This is a genomic window from Pseudomonas sp. Pseusp16 (assembly GCF_047324915.1).
GTDB classification, from domain to species: Bacteria; Pseudomonadota; Gammaproteobacteria; order Pseudomonadales; family Pseudomonadaceae; genus Aquipseudomonas; species Aquipseudomonas fluorescens_CD.
This window is the reverse complement of the sequence record NZ_CP168522.1, coordinates 2,377,650-2,400,604: the sequence shown is the minus strand read 5'-3', so window position 1 is coordinate 2,400,604 and position 22,955 is coordinate 2,377,650. Positions and strand designations below refer to the sequence as shown.

Genomic DNA, 22,955 nt, shown 5'->3' with positions numbered 1-22,955 from the left:
TCGATACACGGCTGGAAACCGGCCGCTGTGGTGACGAGAGTCTTCATGGACGTACGGCCTCGGGCACGATGTGACGCAAGCCAATGCCGCTGTAGTGCAGGCCGGCGGCCGCCACCTGTTCCGGGCTGTACAGGTTGCGCCCGTCCACGATCACCCGTTGACGCAGTTTGTTCGCCAACATGTCGAAGTCGACCACGCGGAAGTTCTTCCACTCGGTGCAGATCACCAGGGCGTCAGCGTCTTCGAGGGTGTCATCGCGGGTGGCGCACAGGTGCAGGTCGTCGCGGTAACCGTAAATGCGCCGGCATTCGGACATGGCTTCCGGGTCGTAGGCCTGCACGCTCGCGCCTTCGGCCCAGAGCGCTTCCATCAGGTAGCGGCTGGGTGCTTCGCGCATGTCATCGGTGTTGGGCTTGAACGCCAGGCCCCACACGGCGATGGATTTGCCAGCCAGCCCACCGGGAAATTGCGCCTTGAGTTTGCTGAACAGAATATGCCGCTGGTGGTCGTTGACGTCGGTTACGCTACGCAGCAACTTCAGGGGCATGCCGGCGTGTTCGGCGGTGTGCAACAGGGCGCGCAGGTCCTTGGGGAAACACGAACCGCCGAAGCCGCAACCGGGGTAGATGAAGTGGTAACCGATGCGCGGGTCCGAACCGATGCCTTTGCGTACGGCTTCGATATCGGCCCCCAGCAACTCGGTGAGGTTGGCCAGTTCGTTCATGAAACTGATGCGCGTGGCCAGCATCGCGTTCGCCGCGTACTTGGTCAGCTCGGCGCTGCGGTTGTCCATGAACATCAATTTGTCGTGGTTGCGGCAGAATGGCGCGTAGAGCTCGCTCATCTGAGCACGGGCGTGATCGTCACCGGTGCCGACGATGATCCGGTCCGGGCGCATGCAATCGGCCAGGGCACTGCCTTCCTTGAGAAACTCCGGGTTGGATACCACCCGTACCTTCAGCGAACCTTTGCCGCCGCGCTGCAACTCCTCAATGGCAGTAGCGCTGACCTGGTCCGCCGTACCCACCGGCACCGTAGACTTGATGATCAGGGTGCGGTCGGCCTCCATGAAACTGGCGATCTGCCGGGCCACGTTCAGCACATGGCTGAGGTCGGCTGAACCGTCTTCGTCGGCGGGCGTACCGACGGCGATGAAAATCAGCTCGGCGTGCTCCACCGCATCGCTGGCCTGGGTGGTGAAGAACAGGCGACCGGCCTTGATGTTTTCTTCAAGGGTGCCCGACAGCCCCGGCTCACTGATCGGTGGCACGGCCTGTTGCAGTTGCCGGATCTTGTTCGGATCGATGTCGACACACAGGACGCGATGTCCGACATCGGCCAGTGCAGCTGCTTGTATCAGGCCAACATAGCCTGTACCAAATACGCTCACGTCCATATTTGCGTGCCTCGTAAGACGGTGGAGATTTGCAACAAAAGACTGTCAAAAGGGGGTATAGACCAGCTTCGGCGAATCGTGTCGGCAGACCGGTATGTCAAATGGGCAAGCCCCCCCGATTTTGGTAGTTCGGCGAAAATCCCAAGAAAGCGCCAGGCGGTCGTGGGCCTTGAAATACAAGGGTTGTAGCTGAGTGTGTCAGGTTTGAGTCACCGGGTTAATAACGAATTCATCGCAAAGTCCGACAGTTTTTAACGGTGGATGGCGTAGTGCTGTTATCTAAAAGCGGCCGACAATTCATTGGCCAGTTCAGCTTGCTCGCGAAGGCGGCCTGACTGGGTACATATCCGTTTTTTGGGTGACGGCGACTGGCGGTTTCGCCCTTACGGCGACTCACTTTTTTTACAAGCGCCTAAAAAAGTAAGCAAAAAAACGCTCGCCCCGAACGTCCGGCCCCTCGCCAGGGCTCGGGGTTCCTTCGCTCCGCTCAGCCTGCCGAGGGGGCGGGTGGATCAAGATCAAGAGCGGCAGGCGAGCTAACGCTCGGCCTTGTAGGAGCGAGCTTGCTCGCGATGGACGTCAACGATGACGCGGGCTGCCTGAATGCCTGCGGTGTCCTGGCGTTTTTCGCGAGCAAGCTCGCTCCTACAGAGGGAACGCGTTCAGTTGCGATCAGGTCGGCTGTCAGGCCGCCTTGGTTTGGCTTTTGCTTTTGATCTTCTTGCCCCCTCGAGAGGCCGAACGTCAGGGGCAAGAGCCCTTGGTTACTTGGGGCCGAGCGGGGCGATGAGCGTCACCGGACAAATACCATTGCGGGCCGCTATCCTTGGGCCAAGCATATCCAACAGGTTGCCCCATGCTTGAAGTCCACGGCGTTTTCAAAAGCTACGCCACACCGCAAGGGCCGCTGCCGGTGCTGCAAGGCGTCGACCTCACGCTCGGGCCCGGCAGCAGCTTGGCGCTGATGGGCGAGTCGGGCAGTGGCAAAAGCACCTTGCTGCACTTGATCGCCGGGCTGGACAAGGTCGATCGCGGCAGCATCCGCAGTGGCGAGCATCGTCTGGAGCAGATGAATGAAGGGCAACTGGCGAACTGGCGCCGTACGGAAATCGGCCTGGTGTTCCAGCAATTCAACCTGATCGGCAGCCTGCGGGTCGAAGACAACCTGGCGATTCAGGCGCGACTGGCGGGACGCCATGACTCACGCTGGCAAGCGCATCTGGTGCGGCGCCTGGGCTTGGGCGAGTTGCTGCGGCGCTACCCGGAGCAACTGTCCGGCGGTCAGCAGCAACGGGTCGCACTGGGCCGGGCGCTGGCGTCACGCCCGCCATTGCTGCTGGCCGACGAGCCCACCGGCAGCCTCGATGAAACCACCGGCGCCGAGGTGTTGCAGTTGCTTCTGGAATTGCTCGACGACAGCCCCACCAGCCTGTTGATGGTCACCCACAGTCCCGGCGTGGCGGCGCGGCTGGCGGAAAAAGCCTTGCTGTGCGGTGGTCGCCTGGCCAGTGCGGGCGAGCGCTGACATGCGCATCTTTGGCGAAACCCTGCGCGCACTACTCAGCCACTGGCGGCAGCACCCGGTGCAGTTTTTCAGTGTGCTGACCGGGTTGTGGCTGGCCACCAGTCTGTTGACCGGCGTCCAGGCACTCAACAGCCAGGCCCGCGACAGCTATGCCCGCGCCAGTCAGTTGATCGGCGGCGAACCTCAGGCCAGCCTCGGTGCGCCCGGTGGCGGCTCCTTCCCTCAGCAATGGTTTATCGATCTGCGCCAGGCGGGGTGGCCCGTGTCACCGGTGCTGCAAGGGCGGGTCACCCTCAAGGGGCACGAAGAACAGCGCTTGCAGCTGATGGGCATCGAGCCGGTGTCGCTGCCGGCCGGCGCGGCGGTGGCCGGGCAGGCCTTGGCGATTGAGCAGGTTGTCGGCTTTTTCAGCCCGCCGGGCAGTACCTGGATCTCGTCACAGACTTTGCAGGCACTGGGTTTGCGCGAAGGTGACCGGCCCTTGAACCTGGCTGGCGTGGCACTGCCGCCGCTGCATGTGCAGGCCGATATGGCGCCTGGTGTGCTGCTGATGGACATCGGTTTTGCCCAGCAGATTCTGGGGTTGCCGGATCAACTGTCGCGACTGCTGTTACCGAAGGGTTTCACCGCGCCGCTGCCGGAAGCGTTCAAGGGACAGTTGCAACTCAAGAGCGCCGGTGAAGAAAACAACCTGACGCGCCTCACCGAAAGCTTTCACCTGAACCTCGATGCCCTGGGGGTACTGTCGTTCGTGGTCGGTCTGTTCATCGTGCACGCGGCCATCGGGTTGGCACTGGAGCAGCGGCGAAGCTTGCTCCGGACCTTGCGTGCCTGCGGTGTGAGTGCGCGGATGCTGATCGCTTGCCTCACCGTCGAACTGGGCGGATTGGCCCTGATCGGCGGTGTGGCCGGGGTGGTCAGCGGCTACCTGCTGGCCGGCATGCTGTTGCCGGATGTCGCCGCCAGCCTGCGCGGCTTGTACGGTGCCGAAGTGGCGGGGCAGTTGAGCCTCAGCCTGGCATGGTGGTTCAGCGGTATCGGCCTGAGCTTGATCGGCGCGATGCTGGCCGGGGTCAACAGTCTGCTGCGGGCAGCGCGTTTGCCCTTGTTGGCGCTGGCCGACCCGCAGGCCTGGCATCAGGCCCATGCCCGCTGGTTGCTGCGCCAGGGCGCGGTGGCGGCAATGGCCGGGGTGATTGCGCTGCTGGCGCTGATCTTCGGCGACAGCCTGGTCAGTGGCTTCGTCTTGATGGCGGCGCTGTTGATCGGCGCCGCACTGGCACTGCCGGTGGTGCTCAGTTCGCTGCTCAATTTCGGCTCGCAGCGCAGTCGCTCGGTGCTTGGCCAATGGTTTGTCGCCGATTGCCGCCAGCAATTACCGGCGCTGAGCCTGGCATTGATGGCACTGCTGTTGGCCATGGCGGCGAATATCGGGGCCGGCAGCATGACTGCCGGGTTTCGCCAGACCTTCAGCGACTGGCTCGAACAACGGCTGACGGCCGAGCTTTACCTCAACCCACAGAACCCGGCCCAGGCCCGGGAGCTGCACAGCTGGCTCAACCAGCAGCCGCAACTGGCGGCGGTGCTGCCCAACTGGCAGGTGTCGATCCAGTTGCAGGGTTGGCCGACGGACCTGTCCGGGATCATCGACCACCTGACCTATCGCCAGCACTGGCCACTGCTCGAAGCCTTGGGCGATGACCCTTGGGAGCGACTGGCCAAGGACGATGCGGTGATGCTCAGCGAACAACTGGCCCGGCGCCTGCACGTGCGACTGGGCGATCACCTGACGCTGCCGACGCCCCTGGGCTCGTGGTCGCCACGAGTCGTCGGGATCTACGCCGACTATGGCAATCCCAAGGGCCACATTCTGGTGAATATCGGCCACCTGTTGCGCGGCTGGCCGCAACTGACTCCGAACCGCTTCAACCTGCGCATCGATCCGGCGTCGATCCCGGCGTTCGTCACGGCGTTGCAGGCGCGTTTTACCCTGGACGACAGCCGTATCGTCGATCAGGCGCGGCTCAAGGGCTGGTCCACGCAAGTCTTCGAACGCACCTTCGCCGCCACCGCCGCGCTCAACAGCCTGACGCTGTGTGTGGCCGGGGTGGCGTTGTTCATCAGTCTGTTGACTCAAAGCCAGAGTCGTCTCGGGCAACTGGCGCCGCTGTGGGCGCTGGGCGTGACACGTCGGCATCTGATGTTGCTCAACCTCGGGCAGACATGGTTGCTGGCGCTGCTGACCCTGGTGCTGGCGTTGCCGTTGGGCATCGCCCTGGCGTGGTGCCTGGACACGGTGATCAACGTGCAGGCCTTTGGCTGGCGCCTGCCGCTGCGGGTGTTTCCATGGCAACTGCTGCAGTTGATGGGGCTGGCGCTGGTGGCGACGTTACTGGCCTCGGCCTGGCCGTTGTACCGTTTGTACCGCACGCAACCAGCGGATCTGCTGCGGACGTTTGCCCATGAAGATTAAGCTCGGCGTGTTGCTCCTGGCGCTGCTGGCGAGCGGTTGCGATCAACCGGCACCGGCAGAAAAGGGTTTTGCCGGGCTGGGCAACCAGGCTGCTGCGTTCACCCCGGTGGTGCCCGGTCGGGTGTTCAGCTTCCCGGCGGATCACGGCCCGCACGACGGCTTTCGCATCGAATGGTGGTACATCACGGCCAACCTCAAGGACGATCAGGGGCATGAGTTCGGCGCACAATGGACGTTGTTCCGCAGTGCCTTGAAAGCCGCCCCCGAACTGACAGGTTGGCAGAATCAAACAATCTGGCTCGGTCACGCGGCGGTGACGTCGGCGACGGCGCATCACGCGGCTGAGCGTTATGCCCGTGGCGGCGTCGGCCAGGCCGGTGTCAGCGTCGCGCCGTTCAATGCATGGATCGACGACTGGCAATTGCGCAGTCAGGCGACTGCCGACAATCCGTTGGCCGACCTGCTGCTCAGCGCTCGCGACCAGCGTTTCAGCTACCGCTTGCGGTTGACCTCGACAGGTCCGCTGGTGCTTCAGGGGGACCAGGGCTTCAGCCAGAAATCCGAACAGGGCCAAGCCTCCTATTACTACAGCCAGCCGTTTTTCCAAGCCAGCGGCACCCTGGACATCGATGGCCAAACCTATCAGGTCAGCGGCCCGGCCTGGCTCGACCGCGAATGGAGCAGCCAGCCCCTGACGGCCAACCAGAGCGGCTGGGACTGGTTCTCCCTGCACCTGGACAGCGGCGAGCAGGTGATGCTGTATCGCATGCGGCAAAAGGATGGCGCGCCTTACCTCACCGGCACCTGGATCGACGCCCGGGGCCAGACACAATTGCTCCACGCCAGCGACATCAGCCTGACGCCGCAAGACACCGCCCGCGTGGCCGGGCGCGAAATGCCCGTGCGCTGGTTGATCAAGATCCCCGCCAGACACCTTGATATCGCCATCACCGCGCTCAATCCCCAGGCCTGGATGGATTTGCGCATTCCTTACTGGGAAGGCCCGATACGTCTCAGTGGCAGCCATGCCGGGAACGGATATCTGGAAATGACCGGGTATTAGTACCCTGCGCCACGAAAGTCAGCGGCCCGCCGCGACCACTCGCTAAACAGCGTCTATGCTCATCGCACACATGGCGTTGAGCCTGTTTCAACGTCGTCTGTTGCCATCTATCACAGGGAACGTTCTGCCTATGAAACGCCACGTACTGACCAAAGCCATCACCCTCGCTACTTTGCTGTCGACCGCCAGTTTTGCCGCGGTAGCCGCCGATATCCCGTTGTCCGAAGTCGTGGTGGTTGATAAGGTTTCCACCAAAGTCGTTTCCGTAGATACCGCGAACCATTCCGTGGTCCTTAAAGGCCCGCAGGGTAATGAGTTCCCGGTGCAATTGACCGAAAAGGCGAAAAACCTCAAAAACCTCAAGGTCGGCGATACCGTCGATATCAAGGTCACCAGCGCCGTTGCAGCCTACCTCGACACTGACGTCGACAAAGGCCTGCCAGGCACCGCCGAAGCCAGTGGCGAAGTGCGCGCAGCACCCGGTAGCGCCAACCCCGGCGGCGAAGCTTACCGTCAGGTGAAAGTGCAGCTGAAAATCACCCATATTGACCTGAAGAAAAACCAGGTGACCTTCGAAAACCCGGAAGGCAAGTCCAAGACGGTTGACGTCAAGCGACCTGAAGTTCAGGCCAAACTCAAGGACCTGAAAGTCGGGCAAAGCGTGAACGTGGTTTACACCGATATATTGACGGTGACCAGCAAGCACTGAAATTGAATATTGGCTCTAAACGGGTTGATTGTTTTTGTGCGGGTTTTGTATAGGAATAATCAACTCTATTGGTCGAACTGGTGAGTTCGTTGTTCTGTGCTGGATTGGATTTAAATCGACATCTAATTAAATATGGTGTCGATAAATTTCATGTTCAGCACACGGACATATTTAGCTACTTCTACTAAAATGCTTTCCGTTCGCCCAGTGCAGGGCTCTTTACCAGTGCATGGATTGCCGAGGCCAGTGCACTGGGCGAACCCTTTGTATGCTGTATTGAAAGTTTCGGATATAAAAAAACGGGCGTCCTGCAGGTCGCCCGTTTTTTTTGCCGAGTCCTGTTTTTACACAGTTGTGAAATGTCGTTCAGTCCTGTTTTTTATTGACTTGAACAACATCGGCCAACGCGGCGAAACACTGTTCGATCGAACGCTGCTGGCTCTGGGCATACAGCCCCAGTTCATCGATCGTCGGCCGGCCCAGGGCCTTTTCGAACGCCTGCTGATTGGAGTGCACACCGTAGCGGGCCTGCGCCGCGTCCCCCAGGTTTGACTGGAAAATCCCCGCCGCGCTGACCGGCAGGAAATCTTCGTACACCAGCGGTTCAACCCGCAGGTAACCGCCGCTGAGCAGGTCTTCCAGGGCGGCGTTTTTCAGGTCGCCTGCCGCCAGGCCTTTTTCCGTCACGAAGTAGCGGAAGTAAGCCAGGTCCTGTTGGCGCATGCCTTCCCAGGTGTCGGGGAACTCGTTGAAATGCTGCGCCATCAGGGCGTTGTAGCGCGCGGCGTTGGCTTCGCTGGGGAAGTCCTTGAGTTCGTCCCGTGCGGCATTGAGCAAGCGGTCGTACAGTGCGCGGCCCTTGGGCGTGAGGGCGGCACCGCGCTGTTCGATCTCGCCGAAGCGGGCGCTGTGACTGCCGCGAGCCTCGTTTTGATCGGTGAAGGCAATCGGTTCGTCGAGGGCCTTGAAACTGGTCTGGCGCAGCAGGATCGGGCACTGGCGGCGGGGCGGGCCTTCGATCACCGCTTTGGGGGTGATGCCATGGACCGGCATTTGCGCCTGGACGATGTCAATGTCCAGGGTCCGTGGTGTCAGGTGATTGATGTGCGGTCCCTTGAACGCCACCACGTCGGCGATCAGCCGATGCTGGGCGCTGAGCTTTTGATACTGCTCGGCGGTGACAGTGGCGCTGTGGTGCCAGCGAAAGGTTTCCAGGGCCTGTTCGACGAACTCCAGGGCTTCCTGTTCGGTCAGGCCACCCCGGGTTTCGGCACGCTCGATGAGCGTGAGGGCCGTGGGGGTGAAGATCGAGCGCTGGTCGAGCATCGACTGGGCAAACGCACGCAGTTCCAGGTCTTCGATCAATTCCAGGCGCAGAAGCGAGGTGAACACCCGGAACGGGCTGACCTGCAACGACGCTTCGTGCACCGCGCGAAACGCCGTGGAATGTACCGGCACGCCGGCCGGTGTCAGGTCGTAGTAACCCACCGGTTGCATGCCCATCACCGCGAACAGGCGGGCGAGGGTCGCCAGTTCATCGGCCGTACCGACACGGATCGCCCCATGTCGCTCCAGGTCCAGGCGCTCGATTTCGCCGGTACTCGTGAGCTGCTGCAGGAGTTGCGGGTCGCTTTCCAGCGCGTGACGGTTGGTCTGTTCCACCAGTTCCATCAACGCGCCGTACAACGGCACTTCCTCGCGGTACATGTCGGACATCGCTTTGGAGAAGCGTTGGCGGATCAGGTCAGGGCTGACGAAGTTCGGGTGATTCATGAACAGGATTCCTGGCGCGGTGACGTAAAGGATGGACGAAAGATCGCAGCCTTCAGCGACGCCGACAAACGAAGTTTCTGACGAACTTCATTCTGCAAAGGACTGCAAGGGGGCGTTCTCAATTAGTTTCCCCACCGCGTTGTCGCCTTAAAGCTGGCCAGGCAAGGCGTAGGCCGCTGGGAATGGTTGTTCCCTTTCCAAGGCCTGCAACGCAGCATGGCCAGCTTTAAGGCACAACCCGAAGGGCCGGGCCTGCTGTTGTGCAGGGCTGTGTTGCTCGAAGCTGATTTGGAATGACCAAACTGCGCTTCTCGCGCCTTGCCCTGCACAACAGCAGACCCGGCGCGGTGGGGAAACTAATTGAGAACGCCCCCTAATGCTGTCGTTGATCCTGTGGGCTCTCCGAGCGCAGCGATGCCAAAAACTCGCGATACAGACGCGCCGAACCGGTGGGGGCTTCCACCATGGGCATGTGCCCGATGGCGTCCCAGATATGCACGCGCAAGTCGACGATGCCCTTGCTCCAGACCGCTACGCTGCTGACATCGATCAGCCGGTCCTTGCGCCCCCACAGCAACAGCGCCGGGGCGCTGATGTCGGACAGGTGCGGTTCCATCGGCGGGCTGGCACGGAACTCCCGGAAGATTTCTTCCAGCTCCTCGCGGGACTGTTCATAACGCTGGGCGACGGCATCGAGCACCAGCTTCGGTACCCAGGGTGGCGAAGCCATGGTCATGGCGTAGAAACGCCGGAATTCTTCCCGCGAATGAATCAGAAACGGGTTGTGGCCCTTGGCCAGATGCCGCTCGAGGTCACTGGGCTCGGGCGAGGTGACGCCGGCCGGGTCGATCAGGGCCACGGACACAATGCGCTCCGGGTAGTTGGCCGCGAGCCACGCGGCCATGTAGCCGCCCATGGAGTTGCCGATGACATGCACTTTCTCGACCCCGCACACGTCCAGCAGCTGGATCATGCGCTTGGCCTGCAGCGGGATGTCGTAGCCGCCGCCGGCCTTGAATCCGGTTTCGCCATGGCCGGCGATGTCCGGGATGATCACCCGATGGCTGCCGACAAAGTGCCGGGCGAAACGCAGCCAGAGGTTCTTGTCGGCGCTGAAGCCATGGAGCATCAGCACATTGCTGGTGGCTTCGTATGGCCCGCCTTGCCAGGTCGAGACGGTCATCTCGGGGATGGGCACGACGATTTTGTGCAACCGGTACAGCTTGGCCTCGGCCGCCATGTTCAAGTCGTAGAGCCAGTAGCCGATGGCCGGGTAGGTCAGCCAGCTCCAGGCGACGAAAACTGCGAGAACGACGAATAACAAAAGCATCATGCGTCTCCCTTCTATCTGCTCAGGACAAAATGTGATCGGCGGGTTTCAGCGCTCGGGTCAAGCGATGAAAACTGAAGCTGAACCCCGGAAACATGGCAATCACATGACCGCTCTTGCTTTGGTACCAACTGTGGCAACCACCGGACTTCCACACGGTACGTTCCATTTCCCGGTGGATCATTTCAGTGTAGGTACGTTCCGCCTCATGGCGAACTTCGATGCTGCGTAAACCTCGAGTCTTCAAGGTGCGAATGCAATCGAGGATGTAGTTCATCTGGGATTCGATGATGAACAGCGCCGAGGTGTGGCCGATGCCGGTGTTCGGCCCGGTGACGATGAACAGATTGGGGAAGTCGGGCAGGGCGGTGCCGAGGTAGGCCCGCGGGTATTGCGCCCAGACCTCTTGCAGACGGGTACCGTTTTTGCCCGTTACCGGGTAGGAAATCACCCCGTCGGTGGCGTCGTAGCCGGTGGACCAGACGATCAGGTCCAGGTCGATGTGGTGGCCATCGAGGCTAACGATGCCTGTTTCGTCGATGGACGCGATGCCTTGCTCGCGGCTGTGCAGCGTCACGTTGCGGCGGGCCAGTGCCGGGTACAGCGTGCTGGACAGGATCACCCGTTTGCAGCCGATGGTGTAGTCCGGCGTCAGTTTGCGCCGCAGTTCGGCGTCCGGTACCTGGCGTTTGAGAAAGCGCAGGGCCTGGCGCTGGACCATGTGCACCGCCGGCTTCGAATACTTGAAGGCGATCACCCGGGTTTCGAATTGCCAGTAGATTCCCCAGCGCAGCAGCTTGTAGGCGGGCTTGAGCCCCAGCAGCCAGCGCTGCAAGCGGCCGAAGCTGCGGTCAGCCCGAGGCAGTACCCAGTGAGGCGTGCGCTGGAATACATGCAAGTGCCCGACGTCCGGGGCAATCGCTGGAATGACCTGGGCCGCACTGGCACCGCTGCCGACGATGGCCACGCGTTTTTGCCGGTAGTCGCAGGTGTGATCCCAGTTGTTGGTGTGGAAAGTCTTGCCCCGAAAGCGCTCCTGTCCGTCGAAGTGCGGCACCACCGGTTGACTCAGCGGCCCGGTCGCGTTGATCAGGAACTGCGCGCAAAACGTGCCTTTGCCCGCGGTGAACACCGTCCAGCGCCTGTTGGCCTCGTCCCATTCGATGCGCACGACATTGGCGTCCAGTTCCACTTTGTCCCGCAGGCCGAAGTGTTCCACCACATGGCGGGTGTAGCGATGCAGTTCGGCCTGTCCGGCGAACATTTGCGTCCATTGATACGGGGCGAAAGACAAGGAGTACAGCGGCGAGGGCACGTCGACTGCCGCGCCGGGGTAGGTGTTCTGGCACCAGGTGCCACCGAAGAAGTCCCGTCGCTCCAGCAGGCGGAAATCGTCGATGCCGGCCTTGAGCAAATTGATTGCGGCACATTGGCCACCAAAACCGCTGCCGATGATCAATACTTGAAAGGTCTGCATGGGCCTCCTCTTATGGTCATTGATCAATCCCTTCTTTCATGTATAGCCGTTTCTGGAGACGAGGCTTTTGCTTTTATGCGAGCGTGATGCAGCGATATTCAGCCCGCAAGCCGGTGATGGCTATTTAATCTCACCCTGATAGACTCCAGAGCAGAGGCACAGGCTGTTATCGCATTCCGTCGAGTGGTACAGAGGCCCTATGGCAAAAACGGGAGGAAGGGGGGTTTCATTAGCCAGGAGGCTCTATACATCGCGAATCCTGGGGTTGGCCCTGGGATTGGTGTGCGTGAGCGCGGCGATGTATCCACTCGATCCAGCGCCTTGGGTCTGGGGTTTCATGTGGTTCAATGGCCTGGTCTGGCCGCACCTGGCATACCAATGGGCGCGCCGGGCCAGGACGCCCTATCATGCCGAACACCGCAACCTGCTGATCGATGCCTTTCTCGGTGGCTTCTGGATTGCCGCGATGCAATTCAATCCACTGCCCAGCGCGACCACCATTTCCATGATGGCCATGAACAACGTGGCCATCGGCGGCTTGCGCTTCCTGCTGGCCGGGACGGCCGCGCAAGTACTGGGCATCTGTGTCGGCCTGCAGATTTTCGCCCCGGCGTTCATTCCTGCCACCAGCCCGGTGCAGCTCTATGCCTGTTTGCCGTTGCTGTGCCTGTATCCGCTGGCGCTGGGCTGGATCTGCTTTCGTCAGGCCCATACCCTTGGCCGTCAAAAACGTGAGCTGCTGGCACTGAGCCGCACCGACAGCCTGACCGGCCTGCTGAACCATGGCGCCTGGAAGGACCAGCTGGAAGTCGAGTTCCAGCGTTGCAAACACCAGCAAAAAGGCGGGGCGATTGCCCTGATCGACATCGACCATTTCAAGGCCATCAACGACACCTGCGGCCATGTTGCCGGCGATATCGTCTTGCGCCAATTGAGCAAAATGCTCAAGCAGAACCTGCGGGCGACCGATGTGGCAGGGCGCTACGGCGGTGACGAGTTCTGCGTGATCCTTCCGGACCTGCCCCTGAACCGCGCCGCCGCCGTCATGGATGCCCTGCGTGATCGCTTCGCCACCTTGGGGTACGAGCAGAGCCCGGCGCTGAAAGTCAGCCTGAGCATTGGCCTGGCGTCATTCAATCCGGCCCATTGCGACGCGACGCTTTGGCTCAACGACGCCGATCATGCGCTATACGAAGCCAAGACCACCGGGCGTAACCGGGTGATCTGTTGCGGTGACGGGAAACCCTATCGCGAACTGCTCGACTCGGCGTGACCGCTCACCGCAAAACCTGTGGGAGCGGGCTTGCCCGCGAAGGCGGTGTGTCAGGCAGCGTGGGTGTTGGCTGTGATGGCCTCTTCGCGAGCAAGCCCGCTCCCACAAATGATCGCGGGTGGACCCAAATGATCTGCTCACCGCAAGCCCACTGTGGGAGCGGGCTTGCTCCGGGCGGCGATCCGACGAAGGCGGCGTGTCGGTTTAAAGCGTCATTCCTTCACGCTCATGAACTCCTCCGCGTAGCGGATGTATTCCTCCGGTTGCGTGTAGGTGTGCGTCAGCTCGGTCGCGCTCAGGTCCGATGTCTGGGTGAGGATCTGGCGTTGCTCGCGCAGGCTGTCGTAGGTCGCCTTGATCGCGGCGAAGTACGCGCCATGGCCGTCGATGGTTACGCGCACACCCAGTTCGGCCAGGCGCTTGTCATCGCGTAGCAGCGGGTTGCCGTAGGTCACCAGCATCAGCGGCACGCTCAGGTGCTCGGCGATCTGCTCCAGATGGTCGAAGTCCTTTACACCCACCATGCAGATGCCGTCGGCCCCGGCGCGCTGGTATTGGCGTGTGCGGCTGATGATTTCCTGAACCGGCAGGATCCCCGCGTGGGTACGGGCGATGATCGCCATTTCCTTATCGCAGCGGGCTTCCAGTGCCGCACGGATCTTGCCGACGCCTTCGGCGACCGTGATCAGGTCGGTGGATTTGCGGCCGAACTGCGCGGGCAGCAGGGTGTCTTCGATGGTCAGCGCGGCGACGCCGGCACGCTCGAGTTCGACGATGGTGCGCATGACGTTGAGCGCGTTGCCGTAGCCGTGGTCGGCGTCGGCAATCACCGGCAACTGGGCGACGCGGCCGATACGGGTGGCCTGTTCTGCGAACTCGCTGAGGGTGATCAGGGCAAAGTCAGGGGCGCCCAGCACTTGCAACGAGGCAACCGAACCACCGAGGATCCCGACTTCGAAGCCCAGGTCGGCGGCGATACGGGCCGACATCGGGTCGAAAACCGAGGCTGTGTGGTAGCAGGTGTCGGAGGCGAGCAGTTGGCGAAAATTGCGGCGCAAATCTTGATGGGAAAGCCTGGACATATGAGTTCCACCAATGGAATGGAAGGGCTTGAGCAAAAGTGTCAACGCCGAAGAAATAAAAGGCTATCACGCGCGTAGGGGGAGAATGATGACGAATTTGCCGGGTTCGGCAGATTGACGTTGCAACGATGAACCTGATGAGTCACGCCGCCACGGTCTGTTGCCGTTGGTCAAGCAACGGCACGGCGCGCACCGAGTCACCGGGTTGCAGTTGCAAGCGCTTGGCGGTCAGGCGATCAACCACCAGGCTGTTGCCCGCCTGTAGGGCCGTGGCGCAGGTAATGCGACAGTTTTCCAGGCGGCGATTGTGAATCAGCCAGATCGGCGCTTTATCGTCTGGCGAGCCGATGACCAGAGACAGCGGTTGGCTGTCGCGCACGGTGCGGATCGCGGAAACCGGGGCTTCAATGACCGGTCCGCCGTCGAAGATATCGATGTGGCCCTTATGGGCAAAGCCTTCGGCGCTGAGGATTTTCAGGGCCGGCGCGGTATTCGGGTGGGCCTTGCCGATCACCGCTTGGGCCTGTTCGGTGAGCAGGCAGGTGTACAGCGGCTGGCGTGGCATCAGTTCGGCGATGAACGATTTGTTGCCCAGCCCGGACAAGTGGTCGGCATGACTGAAATCCATCTTGAAAAAGTGCCGGCCGAGGCTGTCCCAAAACGGTGAGCCACCTCGTTCGTCGGCACTTCCGCGTAATTCGGCGATGAGCCGGTCGCCAAACAGCTGGGTAAATTCGGCCACAAACAACAAACGCCCGAGCGACAGCAAGCGACCGTTGCTTCCCTGGCGCTGATCGGGGCGCAGGTACAACGAGCAGACTTCCGATTGCCCAGTCAATTCATTGCTCAGGAACAGGGTCGGGATCTGGCGCTGGATACCCAGGTCCGGTGAAGTACTGACCGTCAGTCCGACCCGGTAGTTGTACCAGGGCTCGCGCAGGCCGACCCCACCTTTCAGGGCGCTGACGCCCACCACTTGCTGCTCGTCGTCCTCGAGCACGAACAGATAATCGGCATCGGCCCGATCGACCTGCCCGGCGAAAGTACGTTGGGCCCAGCGGATCCGATGGGCCAGGCGTTCTTCGTCGGCCGGCAGGCTGGTCAGCCCCGGAGCCGCCTGACGCACCAGTATGAGTACGGCGGGCAGGTCGGTGATCTGGACCGGACGGACAATCATGCGGCTGTTCCTTGTTCGCGTGTGCTCGGGCGTTGGCGTTGACCCTGGCGGGTATTCACAGGGCGATCAGCCTGATCGGGCTGCCCTCGGTCACCTTCAGCGCCTCACACATGGCCGCATCCAGTGTCACGGGTTGCCCGGCGGTGTAATCAAGATCGGCGACGATGGCCCGATAGTCCTTCAAGGATTCGTTGCTCACCAGAAAGCGGCCACGAGCATCGATCACCGGCCCAGGCAGCGTGACGCCGCGCTGGCTGTGGGCGATGGAACGAATACCCGACGTGCGCGCAAACAGCGTGGGGCCTCCATCGAACAGATCGATGTAGCTGTTGGTTTCGAAACCTTCACGTTCGAGGATATCGAAGGCTTCCTGGCCATCGGGATGGATGCTGCCGATGCAGTCCTGTGCCGCCTGGGGCAGCATTGGCACGTAAATCGGATAGTGTGGCATCAGTTCGGCGAGAAACGTGCGGCTCTGCAGGCCGCAAAGCCGTTCGGCCTCGACGTAGGGCAAGTCGAAGAAATGCTTGCCTACGGCATCCCAAAATGGCGAGTGGCCTTCATCACTGCTGTAGCCCACGATCTCGGTGATCACCGTTTCGGAAAAACGCCGGGCGTGGGCGGCGATGAACAACAGGCGCGCCCGCGACAGCAGCTCGGAGTGCGCGGTGCGTACCCGCGCGGCATCGATATGGAAACCCCGCAACAAGGTGTGGCCACTGAGGTCGTGACACAACGACAGGGCCGGTACGCCGTGCTCAATGTTCAGTTCCCTGGAGGCACTGGTGAAGTGTCGGTTGCGCAGGCTGTAGAACGGCTCGTTGTACCCGGCCGTGGCGAGGATTTCCGAGCAGCCGACCAGGTGTTGCGTGGTCAGGTCTTCGAGCACGAAGAAATAGTTTTCCGGGCCATGACCCTCGATGTCCTTCTCGAACGAGGCACAGGAATCAAGGATTTTTCCGCGTAATCGTTCGCTATCGTCGGGCAGGGATGTGACGCCTACGAGGCTTTCACGAGCCAGCTTCTGCAACTGGGGCAGGTCGGCCAACTCGACTGGACGCAAGACCAGCATGGAGACACTCCTGTATCAAACGATTCGGCGGTTTGAGCCGAACCTGACTATCACTGTCGGTTTTTCCACACATCAAATCGGTGGTCGTCTGAACGTAGTCAGGCGCCACTGTTATTCTTGTCAGATGTTCTTGAGAGGGGCCGAGTTAAACAAGGATCGGGCGCTTCGGCCGGATGCGATACCTGGCCAGGCGCGTTGATCGGGGGTTCGAGAAAGGGCATCCGGGCTCCTGCTGGATGAGTGTGGCTCATGTTTTAACAGTCCGTTGAAAGGAGTATTTAATTATCGCGCACTGCCTGTCTAGTTAATTTTCGCAGGGTCTGGCCGTGCCCGAAAAAGCGGCGAAGTGCCTATACCAAGGGACTACAGCGATCTCGTAAAGTCTTGTAGGTGATTGCCTCTATTGCAGTCAGCCATCACAGAAAACCTGGCAGGATTTGACTGAACGAATCCGTTTCATGCAGGAATATTAAACACCCCCCCAAGGCGTGCTTTCTTGCGGCACAATTGCGCAATGGCGCTCACCTGACGCCGTCGTTCCTTTCCATCCATGGAGTGATTGCCGGTGCAGGCAACCCGTTTAACCCTGATTTGTCACGCTCGAACCGTCGCCCAGAAATTGGCGCGCTTTCCATTGGACGAGCCTCTGGAGATGGATTGGCACGCGTTCAGGCTTTCCCGTTGCAATCAGTTCAAGGGCGCCGCGCGTCTTGTCTGCGGCCCGGAATTGCGCACCCGGCAAACCGCTGAACTGTTCGGCAGTGCGCCGCAGATTGTCGATGCGTTGAAGGACTGCGATTTCGGGCGCTGGGGCGGTGAGCGCATCGGCGACCTGCAAAAAAACGACCCGGAGGCGCTCCAGCATTGGCTGGGGGATCCCGCTTCAGCACCCCACGGTGGCGAGTCGCTGGTGCAACTGGGCGAGCGAGTGGGCGCCTGGTTGACAGCGTTGCAGTCGACGCCAGGGCACATCGTTGCCATTACACATCCCTTTGTCATCCGCGCCGCGCTGACGCAGGTGTTGCAGGGTGGATCGTCCAGCCTGATCGACGTCGAGCCCCTGTCGGCGCTCGAGTTGAGGTTTCATGGTCGCTGGCGCCTGCGCTTGCCGGGCACTGATGCCGAGGAGCTGCCATGATGAAAAAACTCCTGGTCATCGGCATCGGTGCCGGCAATCCCGACTACATCACGATGCAAGCGGTGAAGGCGCTGAATCGGGTCGATGTTTTTTTTCTCATGGACAAGGGCCAGAGCAAGGACAAACTCATCGATCTGCGGCGCGAAATCTGCGAACGCTACATCACCGACCACGATTACCGTTTTGTCGAAGCCCACAGCCCTGAGCGCGAGCGCGGTGAGGTGGACTACAAGACCAGTGTCGACGACTTGAACCTGGCCAGGCAGCAGACCTTCGAACGGCTGATCAATGAAGAAGTGTCCGATGGCCAGTGTGGTGGTTTTCTGGTGTGGGGCGACCCTGCGTTGTACGACAGCACCATTCGCATCCTGCAGGCCATCCAGGCTTCCGCTGCCTGCACGTTCGAGTTCGAGGTGGTCCCCGGCATTACCAGCGTCCAGGCGTTGGCGGCACAGCACAGGGTGCCGCTCAACCAGATTGGCCGCTCCGTTGAAATCACCACGGGCCGGCGCCTGGCGGCAGGGCAGGTGAGCGATGCCGACAGCCTGGTGGTGATGCTCGATGCTCAGGATGCTTACTGTCAGGTGGTGGATCAGGACACCGAGATTTACTGGGGGGCGTACCTGGGGACGCCAGATGAAATCCTGATCAGTGGCAAGCTCAAGGATGTGGCGGATGAAATCGAACGGGTGCGCAAGGCCGCGCGGCTGGCCAATGGCTGGATCATGGATACCTATCTGCTGCGAAAACCCTGAGGTTTGTGGTAGCCAGACCGACGTCTTCGCGAGCAAGCCCGCTCCCACATTTGAAATGCATTTCCCAGTGGGAGCGGGCTTGCTCGCGAAGAGGTCCTCGAGAACACCTCAAGAAGCAGCATTACCCCCACGCCCAAACCGCTCCCGATACACCGACGGCGGCACGCCGACCACCGTGCGAAACGCCACCCGGAAGCTTTCCACCGAGCGATAACCACAACGCTCGGCAATCTGCTCGGTGTTCTGGTCGCTGCTTTCCAGCAGTTCGCGGGCTCGGCCCAAACGTTCATGCTGCAACCAGGTTTTCGGCGACTGCCCACTGGCTTCGCTGAAGCGGCGCAGGAACGTGCGTTCGCTCATTGCAGCTTCGCAGGCCAGGTCGCGCACCTCCAGCGGTTCGTGCAAACGCTCACGTGCCCATTGCATGACGCGGGAAAGATCGCTGCGCGGTGTGGGGCTGACAGGCGTCGGAATGAATTGTGCCTGGCCACCGCTGCGTTGCGGCGACATGACCAGGCGCCGGGCCACGGAATTGGCCACCTGCGTGCCGAAATCCCGTGCCACCAGATGCAGGCAGGCATCGATGCCCGCCGCGCTGCCGGCGGAAGTGATCAATTGGCCGGAATCGACATACAGCACGTCCGGGTCCACCAGGATGCCGGGAAACCGCTCGGCCAGTTCCGAGGTGTAGCGCCAGTGCGTGGTCGCGCCGCGCCCGTCGAGCAACCCGGTGGCGGCGAGGACGAAAACACCGGAGCAGATCGACAGCAACCGCGCCCCCCGCGCATGGGCCTGGCGCAGGGCGGCGATCAACTGCGCAGGCACCGCGGCGCTACGGTCGCGCCAGCCGGGAATGATGATGGTGCGGGCATCGGCGAGCAATTCCATGCCGCCATCGGCCAGTACCTGGATGCCGCCCATGGCCCGCATCGGGCCTTGATCGACAGCGACGATACGATGCTCGTACCACGGAAAATCGAATTCAGGTCGGGGCAGGCCGAAGATCTCCACGGCAATGCCGAACTCGAACGTGCAGAGGCCGTCGTAGACCAGAATCGCCACCATTCCAGGGGTAGGGTGCATTTGGCGGAAAGTTCCCGGTGAGTGTCTTGTGCGCCACTGTAGCCGCAAGTGACGGACGGATAAAGTCTTCCCACACCCACCGCTACTTTGGAGTACAGCCCATGACCAGCCTGGTTCGCGAAATTCCCGCCGCCCCATCGGCCATCGCCCTGATGCACTTCAGCAACCGTCTGACGTTCGAAACCGATTGTTCCGACGTCCACGCCAGCCAGCAGGGCGGTGAAGTCGATTTCGTTCTGGTGGATGTTCGTGGCCCACTGGCGTTCGAACGCGGACATGTGCCGGGAGCGATCAACATTCCCGGGCGCTTGCTGAGCGCCGAAGGCTTGGCGGCTTATCCGAAAAACAGCCTGTTTGTGGTCTATTGCGCCGGGCCTCATTGCAACGGTGCCAACAAGGCAGCAGTGAAACTGGCGGCCCTGGGTTATCCGGTCAAGGAGATGATCGGCGGCGTGACCGGATGGCTGGATGAAGGGTTTGAGTTGAGTGTCGAGGTGCCACGGCCGGCGAATGCTGCGATCGGTTGCGAATGCTGATCTTCAAACGCCATTGATCAGTGTGACTTGGAGGCCGCCCACCACTCATCCAGAGTTACCTGCAACCACGCCAACACATCGGCGTAGGCAGCAGCGTCCTGCGGCCCTCGGGGCAACGGCGACTCATCGCCAAAATGCGCATTGAGCATGGCCACCGACTCGGCGTTCCACTCTGGATGAAACTGCAACCCCAGCAGCGTTGGCCCGGCGCGGTACATCTGTTGCACACAGTGTTCGCTGCTGGCCAGCAGTTGCGCGGCAGGCGGCAGGTTGATGGCGTCTTCGTGCCACTCCAGTACCTTCAGCGTTTGCCCATCGATAAATCTCACCGTGGTCCATCCGGTTTCGCTGTGCTCCATCCGCCGTACATTGCCGCCCAGACTCAATGCCAGCAACTGAGCCCCCAGGCATATGGCGAACACGGCCCCACCCAGATCCAGACTGCCTTTGAGCCATTGCCGTTCGGCCTCCAGCCAGGCCGGACCGGCATTGGATTCGTAAGGCCCGCCCAACAGGATCACCGGATCGGCGCTGACGGCCGGCAACTCACCGAGGTCGGCGCGAAACACCTTCAGCGTCAGCCCCCGGGACTCGGCCCAAAAGGCAATGGCACCCGGACCTTCGGCGGGGTGGTGCTGGATCAGGTTCAACGTGGGCATCGCGCTACTCTCGATGGGACGCAAGGGGGCTCAATGTGCCGTAAAACATCGGGTATCGCCAGTCGGTTCATTTCATTGGAATAGGCCGAAAAACCTCAGGGTCCGGGCTGAAAACGCGATATGTCTGACAGACATTTCACTGTCATTGAGGCTTAACCTCAATACCTCCGTCTTGGTGCCACTTTTCTGTAAATATTTGTCGCCTCGGCGTAATTTACCCTCCTGTAGCCGCTCTAGACTGCCGGCCACTTCGGTTCCCGCCCACAAAGCGATGACCGAACGCTGCCAATCGAAGCTGCCAATAAAAGCCTCCGCGCACAGGAGTTATAAATGAAGAAGCTAGTGATGTTCGGTGCCCTGGCACTGTCGATGTTGTCCCTGACCGCCGTGGCTGAAGACGCCAAGCCGATCCGCATCGGTATCGAAGCCGGCTACCCGCCATTCTCGATGAAAACCCCTGACGGCAAACTCACCGGTTTCGACGTGGACATCGGCGACGCCCTGTGCGAGCAGATGAAAGTGAAGTGCACCTGGGTCGAGCAAGAGTTCGACGGACTGATCCCTGCGCTCAAGGTCAAGAAAATCGACGCCATCCTGTCGTCCATGACCATCACTGACGACCGCAAGAAGAACGTCGATTTCACCATCAAGTACTACCATACCCCGGCACGCTTCGTGATGAAGGAAGGTTCCAGCATCAAGGACCCGCTGACCGAACTCAAGGGCAAGAAAGTCGGTGTGCTGCGCGCCAGTACCCACGACCGCTTCGCCACGGAAGTGCTGGTACCCGCCGGCATCGACCTGGTGCGCTACGGCTCCCAGCAGGAAGCCAACCTGGACATGGTCTCCGGCCGCATTGACGCGCTGCTGGCCGACTCGGTCAACCTGGACGACGGTTTCCTGAAAACCGACGCCGGTAAAGGTTTTGCCTTCGTCGGCCCTGAGTACAACGATCCGAAATACTTCGGTGGCGGCGCCGGCATTGCCGTGCGCAAGGGCGATACCGCCCTGGCCGAGCAATTCAACAAAGCCATCACCGACATCCGCGCCAACGGCAAGTACAAGCAAGTGCAGGACAAGTACTTCAAGTTTGACGTTTACGGCGAGTAAGCGAGCGGGTTGAAAAAATGGCAACCGTTGGCGCGGTTGCCATTTTTTTTGTGCTTTCTTTCTATTGAAACGAGAAACCTGTGGGAGCGCGAAGGCGTCGTGTCAGGCAACATCGATGTTGAATGTACCGACGCCTTCGCGAGCAAGCCCGCTCCCACAGGTGATCTCGCCGTTCTGACATCAGGAGTTCCCCCTATGCAACGCATCGACCACCAGCTTCCCTGGAGCCACCTGGGCACAGAGCGCACCCTCAGCGTGTTCCGTTATGGCGCGGGCCCGCGCAAGGTGTACATCCAGGCCAGCCTGCACGCTGACGAACTGCCGGGCATGCGCACGGCCTGGGAGTTGAAGAAACGCCTGGCCGAACTTGAACGACAGGGACAATTGAACGGTGTGATCGAACTGGTGCCGGTGGCCAATCCCATTGGCCTCGATCAGCACCTGCAAGGCAGCCACATGGGGCGTTTCGAGCTGGGCAGCGGCAAGAACTTCAACCGCTCGTTCGTTGAGCTCAGTGTGCCGGTGGCCGAGTTGATCGGTGATCGCCTCGGCAACGATGCCCAGGCCAACATCGCGCTGATTCGCCAGACCATGGGCCAGGTCCTCGGCGACTTGCCGGCAGCGACATCGCAGCTCGAAGCGATGCACCGCCTGTTGCTGCGCCATGCCTGCGACGCCGACATCACCCTCGACCTGCATTGCGATTTCATTGCTGCGATTCACCTCTACGCCTTGCCGCAGCACTGGCCACAATGGCAATCCCTGGCGGCGCGCTTGAAGGCTGGCGTGGCGTTGTTGTGCGAAGACTCCGGCGGCAGCTCGTTCGATGAGTCCTGTTCTTCGCCATGGTTGCGTCTGGCCAGGGCGTTCCCGGCGGCGGCGATTCCACCGGCGAACCTGGCGACCACGCTGGAGCTGGGCAGCATGGGTGATACCCGCGTCGACCAGGCCCAGGCCAATTGCGAGGCCATTCTCGGGTTCCTCGCCGAGCAGGGCTTCATCTCCGGCAGCTGGCCGGCGGCACCGGACGAATGCTGTGAAGGCATGCCGTTCGAAGGCACCCAATACCTGTTCGCACCGCACCACGGCGTGGTCAGTTTCTTGCGTGAAGCCGGGGAATGGGTGGAGAAGGGCGATGCGCTGTTCGAGGTGGTCGATCCGTTGAACGACAAGGTCACCACCGTGCAGGCCGGTACCAGCGGTGTGCTGTTTGCCATCGACCGTGGGCGCTACACCCAGCCCGGCACCTGGCAGGCGAAAGTCGCCGGGCGCGAGCCGATTCGGGTGGGGAAGTTGATCAACGACTGATCCGGGAATTTTTGCC

19 protein-coding genes are annotated in these 22,955 nt (G+C 61.2%); 10 read left to right on the top strand and 9 right to left on the bottom strand.

What is annotated here, in order from left to right:
* Positions 1-43: 43 nt before the first annotated feature.
* Entirely contained in the window at positions 44-1,396 is a 1,353-nt protein-coding gene (locus ACEN8Q_RS10725) for a UDP-glucose dehydrogenase family protein (RefSeq protein ID WP_413428438.1), read from the bottom strand.
* An 856-nt stretch (positions 1,397-2,252) separates the two neighbouring features.
* Between ACEN8Q_RS10725 and ACEN8Q_RS10720 the strand changes: the two genes are divergently transcribed.
* The 4 genes from ACEN8Q_RS10720 (at position 2,253) to ACEN8Q_RS10705 (ending at position 7,166) form a co-directional block, all read left to right on the top strand.
* Positions 2,253-2,921, top strand: a complete 669-nt coding sequence (locus tag ACEN8Q_RS10720) for an ABC transporter ATP-binding protein (protein WP_413705145.1) — start codon at positions 2,253-2,255, stop codon at positions 2,919-2,921.
* A 1-nt stretch (position 2,922) separates the two neighbouring features.
* Positions 2,923-5,394 (top strand): ABC transporter permease, encoded by a 2,472-nt coding sequence (locus ACEN8Q_RS10715; protein WP_413705144.1) that lies wholly within the window; start codon positions 2,923-2,925, stop codon positions 5,392-5,394.
* The gene (locus ACEN8Q_RS10710) at positions 5,384-6,457 is read left to right on the top strand and encodes a lipocalin-like domain-containing protein (protein ID WP_413705143.1); all 1,074 of its coding nucleotides are present in this window, start codon (positions 5,384-5,386) and stop codon (positions 6,455-6,457) included. The genes ACEN8Q_RS10715 and ACEN8Q_RS10710 overlap by 11 nt, the downstream gene beginning before the upstream one ends.
* A 130-nt stretch (positions 6,458-6,587) precedes the next feature.
* Complete coding sequence (locus ACEN8Q_RS10705) at positions 6,588-7,166, top strand: hypothetical protein (protein ID WP_413428041.1); 579 nt, start codon at positions 6,588-6,590, stop codon at positions 7,164-7,166.
* A 366-nt stretch (positions 7,167-7,532) separates the two neighbouring features.
* Here ACEN8Q_RS10705 and ACEN8Q_RS10700 read toward each other — a convergent pair whose 3' ends face one another.
* The 3 genes from ACEN8Q_RS10700 to ACEN8Q_RS10690 form a co-directional block, all read right to left on the bottom strand.
* Complete coding sequence (locus ACEN8Q_RS10700) at positions 7,533-8,939, bottom strand: VOC family protein (protein WP_413705142.1); 1,407 nt, start codon at positions 8,937-8,939, stop codon at positions 7,533-7,535.
* Positions 8,940-9,312: 373 nt separating this feature from the next.
* Positions 9,313-10,269: an alpha/beta fold hydrolase gene (locus ACEN8Q_RS10695; protein ID WP_413705491.1), complete on the bottom strand. Its 957-nt coding sequence runs from the start codon at positions 10,267-10,269 to the stop codon at positions 9,313-9,315.
* Positions 10,270-10,291: 22 nt separating this feature from the next.
* Positions 10,292-11,746, bottom strand: a complete 1,455-nt coding sequence (locus tag ACEN8Q_RS10690; RefSeq protein WP_413428043.1) for a flavin-containing monooxygenase — start codon at positions 11,744-11,746, stop codon at positions 10,292-10,294.
* A gap of 199 nt (positions 11,747-11,945) precedes the next feature.
* On the opposite strand from ACEN8Q_RS10690, the gene ACEN8Q_RS10685 reads away from it, so the two are divergent.
* Positions 11,946-13,019, top strand: a complete 1,074-nt coding sequence (locus ACEN8Q_RS10685) for a diguanylate cyclase (RefSeq protein ID WP_413705141.1) — start codon at positions 11,946-11,948, stop codon at positions 13,017-13,019.
* A 212-nt stretch (positions 13,020-13,231) separates the two neighbouring features.
* Here the strand turns inward: ACEN8Q_RS10685 and ACEN8Q_RS10680 are convergent, their stop codons facing one another.
* From ACEN8Q_RS10680 to ACEN8Q_RS10670, 3 genes are all read right to left on the bottom strand, one after another.
* The gene (locus ACEN8Q_RS10680) at positions 13,232-14,101 is read right to left on the bottom strand and encodes an isocitrate lyase/PEP mutase family protein (protein WP_413428045.1); all 870 of its coding nucleotides are present in this window, start codon (positions 14,099-14,101) and stop codon (positions 13,232-13,234) included.
* Between the two features lie 142 nt (positions 14,102-14,243).
* Positions 14,244-15,278 (bottom strand): arginine N-succinyltransferase, encoded by a 1,035-nt coding sequence (gene astA, locus ACEN8Q_RS10675; protein WP_413428046.1) that lies wholly within the window; start codon positions 15,276-15,278, stop codon positions 14,244-14,246.
* A gap of 55 nt (positions 15,279-15,333) precedes the next feature.
* Positions 15,334-16,350, bottom strand: coding sequence for an arginine N-succinyltransferase (locus ACEN8Q_RS10670; RefSeq protein ID WP_413428047.1), 1,017 nt, complete (start codon positions 16,348-16,350; stop codon positions 15,334-15,336).
* A 565-nt stretch (positions 16,351-16,915) separates the two neighbouring features.
* On the opposite strand from ACEN8Q_RS10670, the gene ACEN8Q_RS10665 reads away from it, so the two are divergent.
* Together ACEN8Q_RS10665 and cobF are read left to right on the top strand one after the other, a co-directional pair.
* Positions 16,916-17,488 carry a histidine phosphatase family protein gene (locus ACEN8Q_RS10665; RefSeq protein ID WP_413428048.1) on the top strand — a complete coding sequence of 191 codons (573 nt, stop codon included), beginning with the start codon at positions 16,916-16,918 and terminating at the stop codon, positions 17,486-17,488.
* On the top strand, positions 17,488-18,243 hold the full coding sequence (gene cobF, locus ACEN8Q_RS10660; protein ID WP_413705490.1) for a precorrin-6A synthase (deacetylating): 756 nt from the start codon (positions 17,488-17,490) through the stop codon (positions 18,241-18,243). The genes ACEN8Q_RS10665 and cobF overlap by 1 nt, the downstream gene beginning before the upstream one ends.
* A gap of 108 nt (positions 18,244-18,351) precedes the next feature.
* Here cobF and ftrA read toward each other — a convergent pair whose 3' ends face one another.
* Complete coding sequence (ftrA, locus tag ACEN8Q_RS10655; protein WP_413705140.1) at positions 18,352-19,326, bottom strand: transcriptional regulator FtrA; 975 nt, start codon at positions 19,324-19,326, stop codon at positions 18,352-18,354.
* Between the two features lie 101 nt (positions 19,327-19,427).
* On the opposite strand from ftrA, the gene ACEN8Q_RS10650 reads away from it, so the two are divergent.
* Entirely contained in the window at positions 19,428-19,862 is a 435-nt protein-coding gene (locus tag ACEN8Q_RS10650) for a rhodanese-like domain-containing protein (protein ID WP_413428050.1), read from the top strand.
* A 17-nt stretch (positions 19,863-19,879) separates the two neighbouring features.
* On the opposite strand, the gene ACEN8Q_RS10645 is transcribed toward ACEN8Q_RS10650, so the two are convergent.
* The gene (locus tag ACEN8Q_RS10645) at positions 19,880-20,521 is read right to left on the bottom strand and encodes a type 1 glutamine amidotransferase (RefSeq protein ID WP_413705139.1); all 642 of its coding nucleotides are present in this window, start codon (positions 20,519-20,521) and stop codon (positions 19,880-19,882) included.
* Positions 20,522-20,851: 330 nt separating this feature from the next.
* On the opposite strand from ACEN8Q_RS10645, the gene ACEN8Q_RS10640 reads away from it, so the two are divergent.
* Positions 20,852-21,631: an ABC transporter substrate-binding protein gene (locus tag ACEN8Q_RS10640; RefSeq protein ID WP_413428052.1), complete on the top strand. Its 780-nt coding sequence runs from the start codon at positions 20,852-20,854 to the stop codon at positions 21,629-21,631.
* A gap of 195 nt (positions 21,632-21,826) precedes the next feature.
* The gene (locus ACEN8Q_RS10635; RefSeq protein WP_413428405.1) at positions 21,827-22,939 is read left to right on the top strand and encodes a succinylglutamate desuccinylase/aspartoacylase family protein; all 1,113 of its coding nucleotides are present in this window, start codon (positions 21,827-21,829) and stop codon (positions 22,937-22,939) included.
* The last annotated feature ends 16 nt before the right edge of the window (positions 22,940-22,955 follow it).